The organism is Vibrio sp. (assembly GCF_050299255.1).
Taxonomy (GTDB): Bacteria; Pseudomonadota; Gammaproteobacteria; order Enterobacterales; family Vibrionaceae; genus Vibrio.
The window spans coordinates 1-20978 of the sequence record NZ_JBNKVP010000029.1 but is presented as its reverse complement, the minus strand read 5'-3'; the positions used below and the strand labels follow the sequence as shown (position 1 = coordinate 20978).

The following is a 20978-nucleotide window of genomic DNA, read 5'->3' as shown; positions in this document are numbered from 1 at the left end:
TGTAGGTGTTAAGGGTTACGTGGGAATTTGTGGAAGTCAGGACGACGCTTCTCATTGAACGCGTTACGGCCTTCCTGACCCTCTTCGGTCATGTAGAACATCATGGTGGCGTTACCGGCCAGCTCTTGCAAACCGGCCTGACCATCACAGTCGGCATTCAGCGCCGCTTTCAGGCAGCGTAGTGCCATCGGACTGTGTTGCAGCGTTTCCCGGCACCAGCGTACGGTCTCTTTTTCCAGCTCTGCCAGCGGCACTACCGTATTGACCAGCCCCATATCGAGTGCTTCCTGAGCATCATAAAAACGGCACAGGAACCAGATTTCGCGCGCTTTCTTCTGGCCGACAATACGAGCCATATAAGAAGCGCCCCAACCACCGTCGAATGAGCCCACTTTCGGTCCGGTCTGGCCAAATTGAGCGTTATCAGCGGCAATGGTTAAGTCACACATCATGTGCAGTACGTGACCACCGCCCACAGCCCAACCGGCAACGGCGGCAATGACAGGTTTAGGGCAGGTACGGATCTGACGCTGGAAATCCAGCACGTTCAGGTGATGGGTTCCCGACTCGTCTTTATAGCCGCCGTAGTCGCCACGAATACTCTGGTCACCACCAGAACAGAACGCTTTTTCTCCCAGCCCGGTCAGAATGATCACGCCGATCTTTTCGTCATAGCGGGCGTCTGCCAGTGCTTTGATCATCTCTTTTACGGTTTGAGGACGAAACGCATTGTGCACCTGAGGACGCGCAATGGTGATTTTCGCAATACCATCGTCTGACTTATGAAAGTGAATATCTTCATATTCGCTGCTGCAATCGGTCCAGTTGACCGGTGCATAAAGTTCTTGCTCTGTAATGCCTACTGTTTTTGCCATGGTTGTTTCCGTTTATCTCTCTTCGCTTCACTGCAATTCAGTGAGCTGCTGTTTGATCACCTGGGCGAACGCTTGCGGCTGTTCCTGATGAACATTATGACCGGCATTCGCTACCTGGCTGAAGGACAGTCCACTCAGCTCGGCCATCTGGCCAAACTTACGGTCCTTCGAACCACAAATATAATGCACAGGCACCGACAACTGCTGCAGCTTATCCAGCAGGTAGGCCTGTTTGGCTAAAGAGGTAGATAACAACATATTTGCTATCGATTCCCCAAGATTAGCACTTCGTTTTAAGATTAAAGTTTGTCTTTGCTCATGGTTTAGTGAACTAAACACCGGTTGGCGGTACCAATCGGCCAACACCTGTGCAATAGGTTCAGTGCGAAACCGCTCCGCCCACTGCTGGTCGCTGAGCAGGCGCTGCTGGCGGGCATTGGCGTCGGTTAAGCCGAAATTGCCGCCTTCCAGTATCACCGAGCGGATATTAAGCGAGTCAAAATCGCCACTGGCCATGCCCGACATCACGATGCGGGCACCAAGAGAATAACCGACCATCACCAGAGGGTGATCCGCGCTGACCTGTCGCTGCACTGCTTGCACGATCAACTGACAGCAGTCTTGAAATCCGCGGCACCCTACATTGCCACTGTGGCCATGACCGGGCAGGTCGATAGCGATTACCGGCCATTCGGTCAAATATTGCAAACACGGCTGCCAGTCTTCGCAACTGCCCAGCAGGCCGTGCAGCATCACCAGTACCGGACGCTGATTGCTCAGGGAGGTAAAACTGGCCTGGCTATACAGCATTCAGACGCTGCACCAACTGCTGAATATCCTGGCTGGCCTGCTCGGGTGGCGTGGTTACTTCCACCAGCAAAGTGCCACTGCCGTGCTCAAGATGCTGGTTGACGGTGGTCAGATACTCTTCCAGCGTGGCGGGATGGACGTAGCCCAGGCCAAATTGCTGTGCGGCGTGCTTGAACTGCAGCCCGTGGGGCATCTGGTACAGGGCCTGTTTTTGCGCTTCAGGGACCGGCAACAAGTTAAAAATCGCACCGCCATCGTTATTGACCACCACCACAACTAAGGGCACATCGCTGTTCATCAGCAGGGCCAGCGAATTGAGATCGTAAAGCAGTGAGGTATCACCGATAAACAATATCCCCGGCTTTGGTTCTGCCCGGCTCACGCCGGCAAAACTGGCCACCAGGCCATCAATGCCCGACGCGCCCCGGTTGGTATATACCGGCCGCTCATCCGGCTTGCCAAACATATCCACCAACCGGACGAACAGGCTATTGCCGATAAACAGCTGCCGGGCCTGATGTAACTGAGGCAGAGAGGTAGCCAGCGACAGCTCGCTGAGCATGTCGCGCTGATTCAGCCGCTCACTGCACAGCTCAGTTACCCTGGTCGCCATCTCACCAAGCCTGTCTGCCCAGCCTGACTGGAGCGCTGCCCACTGCTCAGATTCGCGGTTAAAGGCCTCCAGCCACTGCTGTGCAGTCAGCAAATAGTGTTGCTGCATCAAATGGTCCTGGTTAAGACGTTTGCGCTGCGGCGTGACCAGCAGATAGTCACAGCCGCTGTGGCCGATATGCTGCTTTAACCATTGATTAAGTCGTTTCGAAACCAGGCGGCCACCAAACTGGACCACAGATTCACAATCGCTCAGCACTTGTCGACTGGCACTGTGTTGTAACCAGATATCATAGTGAGCCCAGTCACTGCTGATACCAGACTGAGGATCGCACAATACCGGCCAGCCGAGCTGCTCCGCCCATTGCCGGGCCGTTTGTGCCTCTGGCACAGGCAAATTACCGATCACCACCAGCCCTTTACGCTGACACAGCTGCTGCCAGTCCGGCGTGATAGTCACCTGGCTATCAATCAGTTGGCTATAGCAGCTATTCCCTGCGCGCCAGTGCGCAACTGAGCTGGTATAGTCGTTTAAAATTTCTGGATTATCTGCGCCGTATAACGGCTCTGGAAACGGACAGTTGATATGGACCGCACCACCCGAAAGCTGCTGTTGCTGCAGGGTTTGATCTAATGAGGTCAGCAGCCAGTTGAGTGACACTGCGCGGGATGGGCTTGGCAGCGGTAAGCTGGCTGCAACATGGCTGGAAAAAATACCCAGCTGGTCAATCGCCTGGTTGGCCCCGCAGTCAATCAACTCTACCGGTCGGTCTGCAGTGAGCAGCACTATCCGTTCACCAGTCAGTGCGGCTTCCGCTACCGCGGGTAATAGATTCGCCACCGCGGTACCTGAGGTGACGATCACCGCCACCGGCTGACGGCTGGCTTTGGCCAGGCCCAGGGCCAGAAAGCCCAGGCCGCGTTCATCAAAATGGGTGTGCAGACGAAAAGCCGGGTTGGCATCGGCCGCCAGGGTCAGCGGCGTAGAACGGGAGCCAGGCGCAATGCAGACATCTTTCACCCCGTAGCGACTCAGTTCCTCCAGCAGGGTTGCACTCCACAACCGGTTGAGCAACGCCTGTTCACTCATGAGGCCACTCCCAACGGTGTCGGATCTGAGATCAACGACAGCAGGGTAGACACTTTTTTATCCAGCTCCTGCCACTCGTGATCGGCCACCGAGCCTGGAACAATCCCGGCACCGGCAAACAGCTGCAGCTGTTCTCCCAGCACCAAGGCACTGCGAATCGCGACACAAAACTCCGCCTGCTCATGGCTGACATAGCCCACAGAACCCGCATACCACCCGCGGGCAAACGCTTCATTGTCGAGGATAAACTGCATCGCCTCTTCACGCGGCAAACCGGCCACCGCAGCGGTGGGCTGCAGCGCCGACAACAGTTGCACCCCGTTGATCCCCGGCTTGAGAATGGCATGAATTCTGCGTTTCAGGTGCTGTACCTGGCGCAATCGTACCAGGCTGGCTTCGGCCTCCACATCCACCTGGGTGGTATGGGGGTTTAACCGCTCGATAATATCGTCAACCACGTACTGGTTTTCATTGAGGTTTTTTCTGTCCTGTGACAACCAGTTGGCCAGTTGTAAATCCTGGCTGGCGTTCTGACCTCGGCCAATCGTGCCGGCCAGTGCTTCGGTATGCAGCTCCTGCCCCTGGCGGCGATACAGTCGCTCAGGCGTTGAGCCGATAAAGGCATGGCGCTGATCCAGCGCCAGCATGAAATGGAAACTCTGGTGATTCTGCTTGTAGCTGGCTTTAAGCAGTTGCGCCGCCTTCAGCGGTTCGCTGAGTTCGATACAGGTTTGCCGTGCCAGCACCACTTTTTTGAACTGTTGCTGTTCTATGCCGGTGAGTACCTGTTGTACCAACTGCTGCCACTGCTCGATTTCCGGGGTATGCGTCACCGACTTGATATGAGTGGTGATCCCGTGCAGTGGTGCCACCTCCAAACGCAGTTTGTGCAGTGTTGCCAGGATACGGTGTGGGTCACTATTGAGGTTGACCGCCAGTGACCAACTGTCATCGAACCGGATCAACTCCAGTTGGGGTAAAAAGAAAAACGAGGACATGCAGCGCTGATTTTTGTCGGTGTGGCCGTCAAACGACCGGCCGCCCCACACCCGCTGGCCTTCGCCTAAGATCGCATAAGCCGGCGCTGGGCTGGAAAAAGTCTCTAACTGACCGAGCACAGCCACTTCTTCGCGCGTATTGCGCGAATGCCAATAAAACTTAGGGAACACCGGCTGAGCATCGAGCCAGTCTATCAGTGCAAATTGAGGCGGTTGGGTGAAGGCTTGCACTAATCGGGAGACACCTGGTTGCGCTGATTTGACCCGTTCAATCAGAATAGTCACGGCTTGATATATATCTGACAATTGAACCTCGTACGCAGACCATCTTCGAATAATTATAGAGGCTAACTGTATTTATAGTGCTAACTCAAATCAAGGTAGCAGCAGATGTTTTACCTCAGGATGTGAATTCTAACCCACCCACCCCATAACAAAAAACCGCTAATTGACAGATTTTTATTCTATAAAACAGTTTTTTGCTGTAGCTTAATATAGAATTCAGTCACTTTTCAGGAATTATCCAATGCAAAATATCGGGATGTCGTCAAAACTCGATAATGTCTGCTACGACATTCGGGGGCCTGTACTTAAACATGCTAAGAGAATGGAGGAAGAGGGGCATAAAATCCTGAAATTGAACATCGGGAATCCTGCCCCGTTTGGCTTCGACGCTCCGGATGAAATTCTGGTCGATGTAATCCGGAACCTGCCGACTTCGCAAGGCTATTGCGATTCAAAAGGCATTTACTCGGCCCGTAAAGCCGTGGTTCAACATTACCAGCGCAAAGGCATTCGCAGCCTGGATGTGGAAGATGTCTACGTCGGCAATGGCGCATCTGAGTTGATCGTTATGGCGATGCAAGCCTTACTCAATAACGGCGATGAAATGCTGGTACCCGCGCCCGATTACCCGCTCTGGACAGCGGCAGTGGCGCTTTCCGGTGGTAAGGCCGTGCACTACCTGTGCGACGAGCAGGCCGACTGGTTCCCGGATATCGACGATATCAAAAACAAAATCACGCCGAAAACCCGCGGCCTGGTGTTGATTAACCCCAACAACCCGACCGGCGCCGTCTACAGCCGTGACTTCCTGCTGGAAATCATTGAAATCGCCCGGCAGCACAAATTGATTATTTTCGCCGACGAGATCTACGACAAAGTGCTCTACGATGGCGCCACTCATACCTCAGTGGCAACCTTAACGGACGATGTATTAGTGGTCACCTTTAACGGTTTGTCGAAAGCATACCGAGTGTGTGGTTTCCGTGGCGGCTGGATGTTCCTGACCGGGCCAAAACACCTGGCACAGGGGTATGTGAACGGTTTGGATATGCTGGCTTCGATGCGTTTGTGTGCCAACGTACCGATGCAGCACGCGATTCAGACCGCGCTCGGCGGCTATCAGAGCATCAATGAGCTGATCCTGCCCGGTGGCCGCCTGCTTGAGCAGCGCGACAAAGCTTATGAGTTAATTACCCAGATCCCCGGCATCTCCTGCGTGAAGCCCAAAGGGGCCATGTACCTGTTTCCAAAGCTGGACCCGAAAAAATACCCTATCCACGACGACCAGAAAATGGTGCTCGATTTCCTGATCCAGGAAAAAGTGTTGCTGGTTCAGGGCACCGGCTTTAACTGGCCTAAGCCGGACCATTTCCGCATCGTCACTCTGCCCCATGTCGAAGATCTGGAAATGGCCATCGGCCGCTTTGAACGATTTATATCGACTTATAGTCAATAGCAGATCCTGATATGCTAATCGGACCCACTTTTCTACACTGAAAATGGGTCCGTTTTTATTTGCAAGGAAGTTTACCGATATGAAAGAGAGTCATTTCTTTGCTCATCTCGCCCGAATGAAGCTCATTCAACGCTGGCCACTGATGCGTTCTATTTCCAGCGAAAACATCTCCGAACACAGTCTGCAGGTTGCCTTTGTCGCCCATGCCCTGGCAGTGATTAAAAATAAAAAGTTCGGCGGCCAACTCAATCCGGAACGCATTGCGATATTGGGGATGTACCATGATACCAGCGAGGTGCTGACCGGCGATTTGCCGACTCCGGTGAAGTATTACAATCCGGACATTGCCAAAGAGTACAAAAAAATCGAAGCCGCCGCCGAGCAGAAGCTGTTGTCGATGCTGCCTGAAGAGTTCCAGGCTGACTTCGCCCCGTTCCTGATCTCCGAGCAAGCACATAGCGACGATGCGGCGATAGTCAAACAAGCGGATTGCATTTGTGCCTACCTGAAGTGCCTGGAAGAGCTCAGCGCTGGCAATCACGAATACGCACTGGCGAAAAAGCGCCTCGAAGTCACTCTGCAGGAGCGCTGGACTGAAGAAATGGGCTATTTCCTCGATACCTTCGCCCCCAGTTTTGAACTGTCACTGGATGAAATCAACTGACCAGTGAACCCATACTCTCATCCTGGCTAAAGGAGCAAGACGGTGAACATAACGATCGATTCTGCCTGGCAATGTCGCCACCAAGAAGAACATAAAATTCGCCGCGATGATCACCGCGGGCCCTATCAGCGTGACCGGGCCCGGATTCTCCACTCTGCTGCATTCCGTCGTCTGCAGGCCAAAACTCAGGTACACGGCAACAGTGTGGATGACTTTCACCGCACCCGGTTAACCCACTCACTGGAAGCGGCGCAGCTCGGCACCGGCATCGTTGCCCAGCTCAAAATCAAACAACCGGAATTTGCTGACCTGTTACCCGAAGACAGCCTGATTGACGCCCTCTGCCTGGCACACGACATCGGCCATCCGCCTTTTGGTCATGGTGGTGAGGTAGCGCTGAACTATATGATGCGTGACCATGGCGGCTTCGAAGGTAACGCCCAGACGTTCCGGATTGTCACTCGCCTGGAGCCCTACACCGAACACTACGGCATGAACCTGGCGCGCCGTACTCTGCTTGGCTTGATGAAATATCCGGCGCTGATCAGCCATACCCAGGCCTATCGTCCGGAACCTGTCCCCCATCAGCGTAAATTGCGCGCCAAGGAGTGGAATCCGGCGAAAGGGGTTTACGATTGTGATCAGGCCCGCTTTGCCTGGGTGCTGCAGCCGCTGACGGAAAACGACCAACAGTTGCTCAGCCAGCTGCGCCAACTCAGTGACAAGCCGCACCGGCACCACAAGACCCGTTTTAAATCACTCGACTGTTCGATCATGGAGCTGGCTGATGATATCGCCTACGGCGTACATGACCTGGAAGATGCCATCGTACTCGGGCTGGTTACCCGTAGCCAATGGCAGGAAGCGGCAGCCAGTGAACTGATCCAGTGTGGTAACAGCTGGTTTGAACAGCATATCGACTCGATTACTGAAATGCTGTTTTCCGGCCACCACCATCAACGCAAAGATGCCATTGGCGGCATAGTCAATGCCCTGTTGACCAGTGTTCATATCAAGCCGGTCGAGGCGAGTTTTGACAGTGAGCTATTACGCTTTAATGCGGTACTGGAGATGGGCATGAGCCGGGCACTGAAAGTGCTGAAACGCTTCGTCAGCCAGTTTGTGATTCAGGTCCCTCAGGTCCAGATCGTCGAATACAAAGGTCAACAAATTCTGATGGATCTGTTTGAAGCCTTCAGCGCTGATCCAGAGCGGCTGTTACCCGATCTGACCAAACAGAGCTGGCTGGCCCAGCAGTGTCCGGACAAAGGGCTCAGGGTCATTGCCGACTACATTTCTTCCATGACCGACGGCCACGCCAAGCGGCTGCACCAGCAGATGTTCTCCAGCGGTTAAGTCGTTATACATTGGGCAGATATATCGCTGTTCAATATAAGGGCAGCGCAACTATCGGCTGCCGTAGTGACGCTGATACAACTCCAGCGGCATCTGGTCTATCTGAAACTGGATCATGTGTTCAAACGCGTTCATCAGTGGCGAGAAATCCTGCTCCGGCTCCAGCTCACTGAGCAGGTGATAGCCCGCCTCGACGGTGGACAGACTGTTATCGCTGGGCGCTTTGCGGATCCGATAGTTTCCCGTCAGCGTTTCCGCCAGCTTCAACTGCGGCAAGCTGTGTAGATTGGTCGATAATTGCCAGATTTTGTAGGCTTTTTTCCAGGTACCGTCGATCAGGATCACCCGAATTTTTTCCGGTCTGCCCGGCGTTAATACCGAGCTAAGCGGCTGGGCCTGCTCGCCGGGATACAGCAGCCAGTGTGCCACATCCGGCTCATTCAGCAAGGCATTCAGTTCGCTATGCAGGCTGAAATCCTCGCCGACAAAACATCGGCTGTTAGTCAGTGACAAAGACAGGATTCTTGCGGTACCCATCGCTTTGTGCTGCTCAGTCGGGTGCTGCAGGATGACCAATTCCACATTCGGTGTTAATCTTTGTATGTGACTGCATATGCAGGCTTTTCGCGATTTTCCGCATTCAGAACAATATCGAGACATAAGTGAAACCGTACCTATTTTTGGCCCTGTTAACCATAGCGGCGATTGGGTTTCAGCTGGAACCCATCCATTCGTGGTTAATTTGGCACAGATCGGATATTTTTGCCGGCCAGTGGTGGCGCATCCTATCAGGAAACTTCACCCATACCAACTGGATTCATCTGGCGATGAACCTAGCCGGTCTGTGGATTATTGCGGCCATTTTCCGCCCAGATACCCTGCGTTTGCTGGCTCCGATGCTGTTGCTGGGCTCGGTCGTCGGCATCGCCCTGTTCGCCACCGATTTACAAACCTACGTGGGCTTATCTGCCATCCTGCACGGCCTGTTTGGCTATTTTGCTACCCGTGAGGCGCTGCATGGCCGAACATCCAGCTGGTTACTGGTAGTCGGCTTATTGTTCAAAGTCGGCTGGGAACAGTGGTTCGGTCCGTCCAGCAGCACTGAAACGTGGATCGAAGCCAGTGTCGCCATTGATGCTCACCTGGTGGGCGCTCTGTCCGGAATTGGCATGGCACTACTGGAATTTTTGCTGCATAAAAAACGCCCATCGCAATGATGGGCGTCGTTCTCTCATACTACAGAGCCGCAGGCTGATGTGGTCAACAGCTAGACAATCGGCTTCTGACCTCGGTTGATCAGCTTGAGCAGCGTCTGGTCGGCAGCTTCTGCGGCCGCGCCGGCCAGCTTGTCTGCCAGCTTTTTCTTCTGCACATAGTGAACCGCCAAGACAGTCTTATCTTTACAGGCTTCAACCACCAGATCGTCTGAGGTTTTAATCTCATCCACCAGGCCAAGCTCCAGCGCCTGAGTGCCGAACCAGTGTTCACCGGTTGACACTTTATCCAGCTCCAGTCCCGGGCGGTGCTGACGGATAAAGTCTTTAAACAGGCCGTGGGTCTCTTCCAGCTCCTGCTTAAACTTCTCCCGCGCCTTCTCGGTATTTTCACCAAACATGGTCAAAGTACGTTTGTACTCGCCTGCGGTCAGCTGTTCAAACTCAATATCGTGTTTTTTCAGCAGCTTATTAAAGTTAGGCAGTTGGGCGATTACACCGATAGAGCCGACAATTGCAAACGGCGCCGAGACGATTTTATCAGCGATACACGCCATCATATAACCACCGCTGGCGGCAACTTTGTCCACCGCGATCGTCAACGGTAGCCCGGCCGCTTTGATGCGATCCAGCTGAGAGGACGCCAGACCATAGCCGTGCACCATACCGCCGCCGGTTTCCAGTCTCAGCAGCACTTCATCGCCTTCCCGCGCCACAGCCAGAATCGCCGTCACTTCTTCACGCAGCGAAGTCACTTCTTTGGCATCAATGCTGCCTTTGAAATCAAGCACAAACAGATGTGGCTCGCGCTGGCTGTCCAACTGGCCTGCTTTAGCCGCTTGCTTAACGTCTTTTTCCCGGGCTTTGGTTTTCTCTTTTTCCGCTTTCTTTTCTGCCTTGTCGCGCGCCTTGATAAAGGCGTCATCGTGCAGATGGTGCTCTAACTGCTCCACCGTGAGCTTATGCTGCTCGCTCAGATTGATGATCTCCAGTTCGCCTTTACTGGCGCCGCCTTTACTGGCGAGGGCTTTGGCCACCACTAAAATGGCGATCACTGCGACGACAAAAGTCGCAATCTTGGCCAAAAACAGTCCGTATTCCAACAAAAAGTCCAATGCTAATATCCCCTAATGTGCGATTTGGTGTATTGTAACCATCTTGTCACGGATACTTAAAGTACAACATAACGATAAGGACACTTAAGGTGGAATATTCAGTTGCTTCTGATGCCCTGAAGAACAGAGTTATTCTGGTTACTGGTGCCGGTGCCGGTATTGGTAAACAAGCGGCATTAAGCTATGCCCAGCACGGTGCGACCGTCATTTTGCTTGGCCGCACAGTGAAAAAACTTGAACAAACTTACGATGAAATAGAAGCCGCCGGCTACCCCCAACCTGCGATTATTCCGCTGGATATGAAAGGGGCGACCAAACAGAACTACCTGGACATGGCTGATACCATTGAAGGCCAGTTCGGCCGACTGGACGGTGTGTTACACAATGCCAGCCTGCTTGGGGTGATCAGCCCGTTTGACCAGATTGGTGAAGACACCTACGACGATGTCATGCAGGTGAACGTGAAAGCCCAGTTCATGATGACTCAGGCACTACTGCCACTATTGAAGAAATCAGACGATGGCCGACTGGTATTCACCAGCTCAACCGTGGGCCACAGTGGCCGGGCTTTCTGGGGAACTTACGCCATGTCGAAGTTTGCCACCGAAGGCATGATGCAGATTCTGGCCGACGAGTACAGCGATTCTAACCTGCGAATTAACGCCATTAATCCTGGCGCGACCCGCACTGGTATGCGCGCTAAGGCTTACCCGGCAGAAGACGCAGAATTGCTGAAAACACCCGAGGATCTGATGCCACTCTACCTGTACCTGATGGCACCGGAAGGCCAGCATCTGCACGGTCAGTGCATCGACGCTCAGCCGAAATAACCCGCCAACGCTGGTTCGCATTCAGCCCGCCTTGCTTTTGCAAGGCGGGTTTATTTTAAGCCGCATCTTTTGCTCACCGCAGCTCTGATTCCCGCTCAGATAAAAATTCTTTTCCCGCTAACTCACCGTCGTGGCTGGCTTTTCGTTTAGCCATCAATCAGCCGGCGCGATTGCGCGTTGCGATCCCCTTGCAGGGCAAATTGAAATAGCTATACTGTACAAATATACAGGTACTAGTTATGTATGAATTGATTGATCGTCTAAAACAGAAACAGTGGCTATGGCAGGGTTCTGATACCCCGACCAGCAGTAACCGCTTTCCTACCGGCTTTGAACTGCTCGACCGCAAACTCGATGGTGGCCTGCCTGCCCGGGGCGTGGTGGAAATTCAGTCCCAGTCCGGTATCGGAGAACTGCGGCTGCTGTTGCCGCATATTAAAGCGCATAGCCAGCAGCGCCTTGCGGTATTTATTCAGCCACCGGGTTGCTTGTCGGCGGAAATGCTGCACGCCTCCGGACTGGATCTGGAGCAGCTGCTGATGATCACCCCCACCGACAGTAAGCAGGCCTTGTGGGCCGCTGAGCAATGCCTGAAAAGCGGTGCCTGTGCCAATGTGCTGCTGTGGCATCCGGAGCTGGAAGTGCATCAGGCCCGGCGGTTACAGGTCGCCAGCGAACAGGGGGACTGCCTGCAGTTTCTGTTCAAATCTGAACGGGCCAATAGTTTCTCCCTGCCGGTCAGCCTCAGCCTGACTCTCCAGCCCCATGCTCAGGGGCTGGAAGTCACCATCACCAAGCGTAAAGGCGGCTGGTCGCACGGCCGTTTCGTGATTGAAATGAGCCACCTATGGCCGGGCCTGACTCTCAATCGTCCTGAGCCTGTAGTGTTGCCTTTCCAGTTGCAGCAGCAAGGGTAAGCTATGCAGCTCTGGCTCTATCTCCATTTCCCGCGCCTGCAACTGGATGCCCTGTTTGCCGGCCAATCAGCCGCTCCGCTGATCATTGTCGAGGGTAAAAAGCACCAGGTGGTCCAGCTCAACTCTGCCGCCGCAGAGCACGGGATCCGCATTGGCATGGGGCTCGGCAGCGCGGCAGCGCTGACCACAGAACTGCAGGTTCACCCCTATAACCGCCGGGCAGAGCAGCGCAGTTTAACCGATATCGCCCAATGGCTATATCTGGTCACCTCCGATATCGTGCTGTTCCCTCCGCAGGGGATTTTGCTGAAAGTCACCAATATGCTCACGCTGTATGACGGCCTGGACAACTACTGGCAACAGCTAAAAAGCCACCTTGACCAACTGGCGCTCAGTTACCACTATGCCTGCGGCTTTTCTCCTTACAGCGCGATGTTACTGGCTCAATCCGGTCGGGATTTACTCTGTGATAACAAGCAGCGTCTGCGCGATATCCTGCTCAGCTACCCGGTCACAGCCACCGAACTGGCCCCGGCGGTGATCGGCCAGTTGCAGCGTATCGGCATTGGGCAGCTACAGGATCTGGTGGCACTGCCTATGCAGGATCTGGCCCGCCGCTTTGATGTCGATCTGGTCAATTATGTTGGCCGGCTGATGGGACAGTTTAAACACCCGCTCGATTTTTATCTGCCGACCGAACAGTTCCGTCATACCCTTGAGCTGCTGTTTGATATTGAGCAGGTCCAGTGGCTGGAAAAACCGCTGCTGCGCCTGCTGACCAAACTGCAGCAGTTTCTGCTGCTACGTAATCTGGTCGGTTATGAACTGGAGCTTATCCTGCAGCAGCGCGACCAGCCGGATGTCAGCATCAGCATTACCTCTGCCAGCGGAGACTACCAGTCCGAGCGCTGGCTGCGTCTGTGCCAGCTGAGGCTGGAGTCTCTGACTCTGGCGGCCCCGGTGCAAAGCCTGACGCTGGCCATTGTTCGCAGCGGGCCACAGCAAGCCAGCAGCCAGGATCTGTTCAGCGGTAAAACCGGCCAGCAAACCAGCCTGGAGCTGGTCTCCCTGCTGCAGGCCAAGCTCGGCCAGAACAAAGTCAATAAGCTGATGTTCACCGATGACCCGCGCCCGGAACGTTCCACCCAGCTCTGTCCGCCGGAGCAGGCCTGCCGCCTCACCTTAACTTCCGCAAAGTTACGCCCGAGTATTATGCTGCCGGTACCCGAGCCGCTGACGGAAAAAGTACAGTTATTGCAGGGCCCGGAGCGTATCGTTACCGGTTGGTGGGACGGTGACGACATCACCCGTGACTATTTCATTGCCCGCAGCAACAGCGGCCGCTGGCTTTGGGTGTTCCGCAACCAGCACAAACGCTGGTTTCTCCACGGCCAGTTCAGCTAACCGCGATGAAATACGCCGAGCTGTTTTGTCAGACTAACTTCTCCTTTCTCAGCGGCGCTTCCCACGCGGAAGAGCTGGTCAGACAGGCCGATTTCCTGCGCTACTCTGCGCTGGCGATCACCGACGAATGTTCCGTGGCGGCGGTGGTCAGAGCCCATCGTGCCATCGTCCAGCACGACCTGAAGCTTGAGCTGATCATCGGCAGCATGTTCTGGCTCAACCCGGACTGCCAACTGGTGCTGATCTGTCCTGATCGCAGCGCTTACGCTGAGCTGTGCCGGGTGATCAGTAACGCCCGTCGCCGCTCAGAAAAAGGCAGTTATCAACTGAGCGAGTGGGATATCATGTCGCTGCGTCACTGCCTGATCCTGTGGCTACCCGGTCATCATCCTCAGGATGTCCGCTGGGGACGCTGGCTGGCGCAGCAGCACTCCTCCCGGCTCTGGCTGGGCCTGCAGCGTCATTTAGGCTCTGACGATCAGGCCTACCTGGCCCACTGCCAGTCTCTGGCCCAGGAGCTTCACCTGCCGATTACCGCCTGTGGCGGCGTACTGATGCACACGGCTACCCGCCTGCCGCTGCAACATGTGTTAACCGCCATCAAACATGGTCAGAGTGTGGATAAACTGGGCGCCCAACTGCTGACCAACAGCGAGCGCAGCCTGCGCAGCCAGGATAAACTCGCCAAGCTGTTCCGTCCCGAATGGCTGGCAGAGAGCCAACGCATTGCCAAACTGTGCCAGTTCAAACTGACACAGCTTCGCTATGAGTACCCCAGCGAACTGATCCCTAACGGTGAAACGCCGATGACATATCTGCGCCGCCTGGTTGAGCAGGGTAAAGCCCGCCGTTTTCCTGACGGGGTGCCAGAGACCATCGCCGACACGATAGAAAAAGAGCTGGCACTGATTAAGCAGCTGGATTACCCGTTTTACTTTCTCACCATTCACGACATCGTCATGTTCGCCAAACGGCAGGGCATCCTCTATCAGGGACGCGGATCGGCGGCCAATTCAGTGGTCTGCTACTGCCTGGAAATCACCGCCGTTGACCCAAGGCAGATCTCAGTGTTGTTCGAGCGTTTTATCAGTAAAGAACGCAATGAACCACCCGATATCGATGTCGATTTTGAACATGAACGACGCGAAGAAGTAATTCAGTATATCTACGGAAAATATGGCCGGGAGCGGGCTGCTCTGGCGGCAACCGTGATCTCTTACCGCTTTAAAAGTGCCGTGCGCGACGTTGGCAAGGCTCTGGGGATCGAGGAAACTCAGCTCGACTACTTTATCAAGAACGTCAACCGGCGGGACCGGGATCAGGGCTGGCAGGCTCAGGTTGTGGAACTGGGGCTACAGCCGGACTCGCTCAAAGGCCAGCAGTTTATCGAGCTGGTGAACGAAATTCTCGGTTTTCCACGTCATCTGTCCCAGCATGTCGGCGGCTTTGTTATCTCTTCCGGCCCACTGTATGAACTGGTTCCGGTTGAAAATGCCGCGATGGCGGATCGCACCGTCATCCAGTGGGACAAAGACGATCTGGAAAGCCTGGCACTGATGAAAGTCGATGTCCTGGCTCTGGGAATGCTGACTGCCATCCGCAAATGTTTCACCATCATTGAGCAGCGCCACCAGCGCCCGTTGTCCATCGCCGAGATTACCCGCCGTCAGGATGACCCGGAGGTTTACGCGATGATTCAGCATGCCGATACCGTGGGGGTATTTCAGATCGAATCCCGCGCTCAGATGAGCATGCTGCCACGGCTCAGGCCAGCCTGCTATTACGACCTGGTGATCCAGATCGCCATCGTCCGCCCAGGCCCGATTCAGGGCGATATGGTGCATCCCTTTCTCAAGCGGCGTAATGGCATCGAACCGGTCAGCTTCCCTTCCGAAGAAGTGCGGGAAGTGCTGTCACGTACCATGGGCGTACCGATTTTTCAGGAGCAGGTGATCAAACTGGCGATGGTCGCAGCCGGTTTCAGTGGCGGCGAAGCTGACCAGCTCAGACGGGCGATGGCCGCCTGGAAAAAGAATGGCGATTTAATCAAATTCCGCAGCAAACTTATCGACGGCATGCAGCGGCGCGGCTATCCGACCGCCTTTGCCGAGCAGTTGTTTGAGCAGATCTGTGGTTTCGGTGAATACGGCTTCCCCGAAAGCCACTCGGCCTCGTTTGCGGTACTGGCCTACTGTTCCGCCTGGTTAAAACACTATTACCCCGAAGCCTTTTATACCGCGCTGCTGAACAGCCAGCCGATGGGGTTCTACTCCCCTTCCCAGCTGATCCAGGACGCCAGAAGACATCAGGTCATGATATTGCCTGTCTGTGTAAACCAGTCGGCTTATCAACATCAGGTGGTGGCTCACCAGGATGGCTGGGCAATACGGCTGGGGCTGTCATTGATCAAAGGGCTCAATCCTGCCAGCGCTGAACGGCTGATTGATGCCCGTCCCGAAAGCGGATTTTGCCACCCTGGCCAGCTAAAGCAGGCGGGTATCCCCCGGCGGGATATCGAGCTGCTGGCGTCAGCCAATGCCATGCATGCTTTTGCCGACAACCGTTATCAGACCCGCTGGGCGATGATGGACTCGGCCACGGATCTGCCCCTGTTTCAGCACCAGCCGCCCGATCGCGTTGACTACGGCTATCGTCCCGACGAACTGGAAACCCTGATCGAGGATTACGCCAGCACCGGTGTTTCGCTGCAGCACCACCCGATTAGCCTGCTCGACAAAGCCGGTCTGCTCGGCCGCTTTACCCGTATGACCGATTTGCGCCACCAGCCGGACCGCACGCTGGTGACCGTGGTTGGTGTGGTGACCGGCAAGCAGTCGCCCGGTACCGCTGGCGGAGTGACATTTTTCACCCTGGAAGACGATACCGGCAATATCAATGTGGTGGTCTGGAAGGCGACCGCCCGGGCTCAGAAACAGGCTTACCTGACCGCGAAGATCCTGATGGTTAAAGGGATTTTAGAACGGGAAGGCGAAGTGACCCATGTAATTGCCGGACGGCTGATAGATCTGACGGATAAGTTAACCGGGCTGAGTACCCGCTCACGGGATTTCCATTGAGCCGAACGAATGCAACCAGGCGATATCACCGCCAACAGCCATTACGCTGACTGTTGGCGGAAAACCAGTACTAACTCAAAACCTCGCGTAGCCTGTCCTGGGCTACCTGCACCAGCAAGTCGGGCTGGAATTTGGAAATAAAGCGATTGCAGCCGACCTTTTTCACCATGGCTTCATTAAAGTTGCCACTGAGTGAGGTGTTCAGCGTCACATAGAGATCTTTCATTCTCGGATCATTGCGGATTTCATAGGTGAGACGGTAGCCATCCATCTCGGGCATTTCCGCATCCGTGACCATCATCAGCAACTCGGAGGCGACATCTTTGCTCTGATCACACCAGGACTTAAGTAACGACAAAGCTTCACGGCCATCACGACACTCAATGATCTCCAGACCAAGCTGGGATAAGGTGCCGTCTATCTGCCCTCTTGCCGTGGAAGAGTCGTCGACGATCAGTACCTTCCGGCCCACCATCTCTGCGGCCAAATCATTATCCAGAATCCCCTCAGAGATAGAGACATCGTAATCGATGATTTCCGCCAGCACTTTTTCCACATCGATGATTTCAACGATCTGGCTGCTGTCCCCCTCTTTAAGCTGGGTAATAGCGGTCAGGTAACTAGACCGGCCGGCCGATGCCGGCGGCGGCTGAATTTCAGTCCAGGCGGTATTGATGATATTACGCACCTGCCCGACCAGAAAAGCTTGTACCGTCCGGTTGTACTCGGTGATGATCAGATTCTCTTCAGGATTTTCCATTCTTGACGGCGGGAAACCGATGGCCGCCCTAAGGTCGATAACCGGCACCGACTCCCCTCGCAGTGACGCCACCCCAGTCACATTATAGTGCGACCCTGGCATCTTAGTCATAGGCGGCACTTTGATCACTTCACGTACTTTAAATACGTTAATGGCAAACAACTGACGGCTGTTCAGACTGAACAACAGCAATTCCAGACGGTTTTCCCCCACCAAATTGGTACGCTGATCAACGCTATTTAATACTCCGGTCATATACAAATCCGATATTCATGTGCCAGACAGTTGCACGTAAGTTTCTGAGAAGAAAAAATAAACCCATATAACCTTAAAGTTATATGGGTTGTTTGTAAAAAGGAATACTGTACTGGAAGGTGAGAAATGTTAACCCTCAACCACTTTCATCAGTAGCTGGCCATCATACAGCGCCTGTTTGATCAGCGCCGCCCCTGGCATGGTCGCCTGTTTGTAAAAGCGCGACTCCACCAGCTCCAAATCCTGGTGATACACCGGCAGGCTCTGTTCTTTAATACAGTGCTCTATTTCTGGGTACAGCACCGCTTTCGCCTGGTTTATCACCCCACCGATAAGAATTTTTTCCGGGTTAAACAGGTTGATCACGATAGAAATCGCCGACCCCAGATACCGCCCCAGCTTCTTAATCACATCCAGTGCCAGCGGATCGCCATTTTCGGCCGCTTCACAAATATCTTCGACCGAAATCTCTTCAATCTCTGCCAGTATGGAAGGCTCACCGGCAGCAATGCGCTCCGTTACCTCAGAGCGAATCGCCTGTGAACTGGCGACGGTTTCCAGGCAACCACGGTTACCGCAGTGACAAAGCTTGCCGTTTGGGTCAATCTGAATATGACCCAGCTCACCGATATTGCCATGACGCCCCTGCAGTACACGGCCATCCAGAACTATCCCGGCACCAAGACCGTGGTGAATGGAGATCAGCACCGAATTGTCGTTTTCTTTGGAGTGACCAAACAGTTTCTCTGCCAGTGCCCAGGCTCGGGTATCATTGGCAACGAACACCGGCAAACCGGTCGCTTTATAGATCTCAGGTCCCAAGGCCAGATTTTCGACATTGTAGTGTGGCATCTGCAACACGACACCAGATTCTGAATTCACCAGCCCGGGTAAGGTAATGGCAATACTGGTGACCCGATCTAACTGTTCGGCATAAGTCTGGAAAAATTCATCAATTTCGTACAGCAGCCTGGCCAGAACGTCATCCTGATCGACCTCGTGAATATCGATTTTAGTATCAATGAGGACATCGCCGCCCAGCTCGTGCAGAGCAATCGTCAGGTAGCCCCGCCCCAAGCGCATCGAAAGAAATTGCCAGCCTTCATTATTGACTTGCAGGCCCACCGCCGGTCGCCCACGACTGGTGGCTTCCTGAACGGTAGTTTCATGAATGAGGTGAGCGTCGATCAGTTCGCGAGTAATTTTGGTGATACTCGCGGGTGCCAGTTCGCTTTGTTTGGACAGTTCGATCCGAGATATTGGTCCGAACTGATCGATCAGTTTATATACACGACCAGCATTGACCTGCTTGATATGATCAATATGGCCTGGTTGAGCCATGTACATTGGGAGCTCCGAAAATCAACAACCTGGTAATTTTTTTACTTTGCGAAGTAATTGTGAAGTGATTTGATAAATCGCCGTGACCAGCATCACGTATAAAGCAATATCTTTGCGTCATATATCAAATCCAGCCGACAAATCACCGCCACCGTCACGGCATAACTCGAAGCACGAATTATCTGACCTACTAAAACACCCGCCATATGCTGACAACAAATAGACATTAACTGCCGGTTTTTATTAAGGTAGACTGAGCCTGGTTGTAAGTGTCAATGAAACGATAACCGGCATCCAGCCCCAATTGGTAATCGTGCAGTAAATCTTCTTTACTGCTCAACAAGGAGCTGGATTTGAGCGGTTCAGCCGGCATAATTTGCGCCACAAAACAATCGTCAGGCGGACTGGCGAGAAAGTCGCTGGTCAGCGAATAGGTCTGGTAATGAACCATCAGCATGTCCAGCAGATGAGAGTCAAATTTGTCCCCCACCAGGTGGCTTAAGCGGTAAATATCGTGCGCCCCAAACAACCAGCGGCCACCGTTGATCTCTTCTACGTGGTCATGATCGTGCTTCTGCTCCTTTGAGCGCATAATTTGTTGATAGATAAAATTATTCCAGTCTGATTTCCAGCGACCTAAGCGCAGTTGCCACTGTGTAGAGAGTGTGTTGAAGGTACTATTGAACCAGTCTAGTTCCGACTGAACATCCGGCTGCATCTTTTTATTTGCCAAATCCAGCTCTAACGGAGCCGGTCCGACACCCTGGCTTTCGGTACGAATCACCGCGATGAAACGGGCGTTGTCCCGCCAGGCCTCCTGCACCGGTATAGAAGCGGATACCCCGCCATCGATGTACTCTTTGCCGGATAAGGTGATCGGGCCTTTGTACAATCGTGGAATCGCACAGGACGCGATGGCGACCTCCAGCCAGTCATCTTGCAACATCGGCAGGTAATGGTCTTTGAGTGATTGGTTATCCGTTACTGCAGCCATCGCCGTGCGATCGCCCAGCGCCCGCCGTCCCAAATCGACATCGAGTCGGTAAGGATAATCGCAAATTCTTTCCATTGCCCAGTCTAAGCCCAGAAACTGCTTATGACGTATGTAACTGAACAGGTTGAAGAATTCGGATGAAGTGGTCAGTTCAATAATAAATGCCCGTCCCAGGCCATTCTGACGGCAGAGGAAAGCGCACAGATTGAGCACCCCGGCCGAGGTGCCGTAAAAAGCGTCAAACGGGTCAAAATTAGAGAGAATAAATGCGTCTAACACCCCGGCGGTAAAAATGCCTCGCTGCCCTCCTCCCTGAGCGACCAACGCGTTTTTTCCCTGAGCATATCGGGCCATAGTACCCAGCTCGGCACTGGCGTGACTGTCGGTGATGATGCCACTGTTATCCATACGATCACCACTCAGCCGTTAAGAAATTGCAATCAAACCAAAACCAATCAACACCATAAACACGATCGCAGTCAGAAGCAGTGAAAATTTGAGTTCGAATTCCATCATAATCTCCTTAGTCGTTATCAAAGTAATAACACCTGACTGTACACTGTTCAATATATGCGCCCACTTGAAACGGATTATTTACGCTACTATCACAGAAAGCAGACAGTTTGCCTAAAGCGGAGAATACGATGCCGAGCCTGAGCCCAAAATTCAGTTTACTTCTTTTAACATCAATATGTTATCCAACTTATGCCCAGGTATACCTCACTCCGATACTGGGTATGACCGCGGGTGGTAAAGTAGAAGATTCACAAGGAAAAGAGTACCGGCTTGATCCTCAGGCGAACTATGGCCTGAGTGTGGAAACCGATTTATACCCTGGCCGAATCGGCCTGTTCTATGCCCGGCAACAGACAGAAGTGGAGCAACTTGGCGAAGCGGTCGATATGCACTACCTCCATTTTCAAAG

Annotated in this window: 18 protein-coding genes and 1 pseudogene; 9 read left to right on the top strand and 10 right to left on the bottom strand. The window is 53.7% G+C overall.

Annotation, left to right across the window (positions count from 1 at the left end; translation table 11 throughout):
• Positions 1-8: 8 nt before the first annotated feature.
• The 4 genes from menB to ACQY6F_RS09885 are packed head-to-tail and all read right to left on the bottom strand — an operon-like array spanning position 9 to position 4691.
• Positions 9-875, bottom strand: a complete 867-nt coding sequence (gene menB, locus ACQY6F_RS09900) for a 1,4-dihydroxy-2-naphthoyl-CoA synthase (RefSeq protein ID WP_428774040.1) — start codon at positions 873-875, stop codon at positions 9-11.
• Positions 876-902: 27 nt separating this feature from the next.
• A complete protein-coding gene (menH, locus tag ACQY6F_RS09895; RefSeq protein WP_428774039.1) occupies positions 903-1685 on the bottom strand; it encodes a 2-succinyl-6-hydroxy-2,4-cyclohexadiene-1-carboxylate synthase in 783 nt (260 codons plus the stop codon).
• The gene (menD, locus tag ACQY6F_RS09890; protein WP_428774037.1) at positions 1675-3387 is read right to left on the bottom strand and encodes a 2-succinyl-5-enolpyruvyl-6-hydroxy-3-cyclohexene-1-carboxylic-acid synthase; all 1713 of its coding nucleotides are present in this window, start codon (positions 3385-3387) and stop codon (positions 1675-1677) included. The genes menH and menD overlap by 11 nt, the downstream gene beginning before the upstream one ends.
• Entirely contained in the window at positions 3384-4691 is a 1308-nt protein-coding gene (locus ACQY6F_RS09885) for an isochorismate synthase (RefSeq protein WP_428774035.1), read from the bottom strand. The genes menD and ACQY6F_RS09885 overlap by 4 nt, the downstream gene beginning before the upstream one ends.
• Before the next feature lie 220 nt (positions 4692-4911).
• Here ACQY6F_RS09885 and ACQY6F_RS09880 point away from each other — a divergent pair, with 220 nt between their 5' ends.
• The 3 genes from ACQY6F_RS09880 (at position 4912) to ACQY6F_RS09870 (ending at position 8146) form a co-directional block, all read left to right on the top strand.
• A complete protein-coding gene (locus ACQY6F_RS09880; protein WP_428774033.1) occupies positions 4912-6126 on the top strand; it encodes a pyridoxal phosphate-dependent aminotransferase in 1215 nt (404 codons plus the stop codon).
• 79 nt (positions 6127-6205) lie between these two features.
• Positions 6206-6790, top strand: a complete 585-nt coding sequence (gene yfbR, locus ACQY6F_RS09875) for a 5'-deoxynucleotidase (protein ID WP_428774031.1) — start codon at positions 6206-6208, stop codon at positions 6788-6790.
• Positions 6791-6832: 42 nt separating this feature from the next.
• On the top strand, positions 6833-8146 hold the full coding sequence (locus ACQY6F_RS09870; RefSeq protein WP_428774029.1) for an anti-phage deoxyguanosine triphosphatase: 1314 nt from the start codon (positions 6833-6835) through the stop codon (positions 8144-8146).
• A gap of 51 nt (positions 8147-8197) precedes the next feature.
• Here the strand turns inward: ACQY6F_RS09870 and ACQY6F_RS09865 are convergent, their stop codons facing one another.
• Entirely contained in the window at positions 8198-8806 is a 609-nt protein-coding gene (locus ACQY6F_RS09865) for a tRNA-uridine aminocarboxypropyltransferase (RefSeq protein WP_428774027.1), read from the bottom strand.
• A gap of 2 nt (positions 8807-8808) precedes the next feature.
• Here ACQY6F_RS09865 and rrtA point away from each other — a divergent pair, with 2 nt between their 5' ends.
• Positions 8809-9363 carry a rhombosortase gene (gene rrtA / locus ACQY6F_RS09860; protein ID WP_428774025.1) on the top strand — a complete coding sequence of 185 codons (555 nt, stop codon included), beginning with the start codon at positions 8809-8811 and terminating at the stop codon, positions 9361-9363.
• Between the two features lie 50 nt (positions 9364-9413).
• Here the strand turns inward: rrtA and sohB are convergent, their stop codons facing one another.
• Entirely contained in the window at positions 9414-10475 is a 1062-nt protein-coding gene (sohB, locus tag ACQY6F_RS09855; RefSeq protein ID WP_428774023.1) for a protease SohB, read from the bottom strand.
• Between the two features lie 89 nt (positions 10476-10564).
• Between sohB and ACQY6F_RS09850 the strand changes: the two genes are divergently transcribed.
• The 4 genes from ACQY6F_RS09850 (at position 10565) to ACQY6F_RS09835 (ending at position 16703) form a co-directional block, all read left to right on the top strand.
• Complete coding sequence (locus ACQY6F_RS09850; protein ID WP_428774021.1) at positions 10565-11305, top strand: YciK family oxidoreductase; 741 nt, start codon at positions 10565-10567, stop codon at positions 11303-11305.
• A gap of 239 nt (positions 11306-11544) precedes the next feature.
• On the top strand, positions 11545-12222 hold the full coding sequence (imuA, locus tag ACQY6F_RS09845) for a translesion DNA synthesis-associated protein ImuA (protein ID WP_428774019.1): 678 nt from the start codon (positions 11545-11547) through the stop codon (positions 12220-12222).
• Positions 12223-12225: 3 nt separating this feature from the next.
• The gene (locus ACQY6F_RS09840; RefSeq protein ID WP_428774017.1) at positions 12226-13626 is read left to right on the top strand and encodes a Y-family DNA polymerase; all 1401 of its coding nucleotides are present in this window, start codon (positions 12226-12228) and stop codon (positions 13624-13626) included.
• A 5-nt stretch (positions 13627-13631) separates the two neighbouring features.
• A complete protein-coding gene (locus ACQY6F_RS09835) occupies positions 13632-16703 on the top strand; it encodes an error-prone DNA polymerase (RefSeq protein WP_428774015.1) in 3072 nt (1023 codons plus the stop codon).
• A 70-nt stretch (positions 16704-16773) separates the two neighbouring features.
• On the opposite strand, the gene ACQY6F_RS09830 is transcribed toward ACQY6F_RS09835, so the two are convergent.
• From ACQY6F_RS09830 to ACQY6F_RS09815, 4 genes are all read right to left on the bottom strand, one after another.
• Positions 16774-17718: a chemotaxis protein CheV gene (locus tag ACQY6F_RS09830; protein ID WP_428774013.1), complete on the bottom strand. Its 945-nt coding sequence runs from the start codon at positions 17716-17718 to the stop codon at positions 16774-16776.
• Between the two features lie 129 nt (positions 17719-17847).
• Positions 17848-19065 (bottom strand): sugar metabolism global transcriptional regulator Mlc, encoded by a 1218-nt coding sequence (gene mlc / locus ACQY6F_RS09825; RefSeq protein WP_428774011.1) that lies wholly within the window; start codon positions 19063-19065, stop codon positions 17848-17850.
• Between the two features lie 220 nt (positions 19066-19285).
• Positions 19286-20461: a patatin-like phospholipase family protein gene (locus ACQY6F_RS09820; RefSeq protein ID WP_428774009.1), complete on the bottom strand. Its 1176-nt coding sequence runs from the start codon at positions 20459-20461 to the stop codon at positions 19286-19288.
• Positions 20462-20479: 18 nt separating this feature from the next.
• Positions 20480-20566 (bottom strand): YnhF family membrane protein, encoded by an 87-nt coding sequence (locus tag ACQY6F_RS09815; protein WP_428774064.1) that lies wholly within the window; start codon positions 20564-20566, stop codon positions 20480-20482.
• A 131-nt stretch (positions 20567-20697) separates the two neighbouring features.
• Here ACQY6F_RS09815 and ACQY6F_RS09810 point away from each other — a divergent pair.
• A pseudogene (locus ACQY6F_RS09810) lies at positions 20698-20978 on the top strand (porin family protein); the annotation flags it as partial.

Bases quoted from the DNA above. Each gene is read 5' to 3' on its own strand.
- menB (WP_428774040.1), bottom strand. From the start codon at position 875: ATGGCAAAAACAGTAGGCATTACAGAGCAAGAACTTTATGCACCGGTC.
- menH (WP_428774039.1), bottom strand. From the start codon at position 1,685: ATGCTGTATAGCCAGGCCAGTTTTACCTCCCTGAGCAATCAGCGTCCG.
- menD (WP_428774037.1), bottom strand. From the start codon at position 3,387: ATGAGTGAACAGGCGTTGCTCAACCGGTTGTGGAGTGCAACCCTGCTG.
- ACQY6F_RS09880 (WP_428774033.1), top strand. From the start codon at position 4,912: ATGCAAAATATCGGGATGTCGTCAAAACTCGATAATGTCTGCTACGAC.
- yfbR (WP_428774031.1), top strand. From the start codon at position 6,206: ATGAAAGAGAGTCATTTCTTTGCTCATCTCGCCCGAATGAAGCTCATT.
- ACQY6F_RS09865 (WP_428774027.1), bottom strand. From the start codon at position 8,806: ATGTCTCGATATTGTTCTGAATGCGGAAAATCGCGAAAAGCCTGCATA.
- imuA (WP_428774019.1), top strand. From the start codon at position 11,545: ATGTATGAATTGATTGATCGTCTAAAACAGAAACAGTGGCTATGGCAG.
- ACQY6F_RS09840 (WP_428774017.1), top strand. From the start codon at position 12,226: ATGCAGCTCTGGCTCTATCTCCATTTCCCGCGCCTGCAACTGGATGCC.
- ACQY6F_RS09835 (WP_428774015.1), top strand. From the start codon at position 13,632: ATGAAATACGCCGAGCTGTTTTGTCAGACTAACTTCTCCTTTCTCAGC.
- ACQY6F_RS09830 (WP_428774013.1), bottom strand. From the start codon at position 17,718: ATGACCGGAGTATTAAATAGCGTTGATCAGCGTACCAATTTGGTGGGG.
- mlc (WP_428774011.1), bottom strand. From the start codon at position 19,065: ATGTACATGGCTCAACCAGGCCATATTGATCATATCAAGCAGGTCAAT.
- ACQY6F_RS09820 (WP_428774009.1), bottom strand. From the start codon at position 20,461: ATGGATAACAGTGGCATCATCACCGACAGTCACGCCAGTGCCGAGCTG.
- ACQY6F_RS09815 (WP_428774064.1), bottom strand. From the start codon at position 20,566: ATGGAATTCGAACTCAAATTTTCACTGCTTCTGACTGCGATCGTGTTT.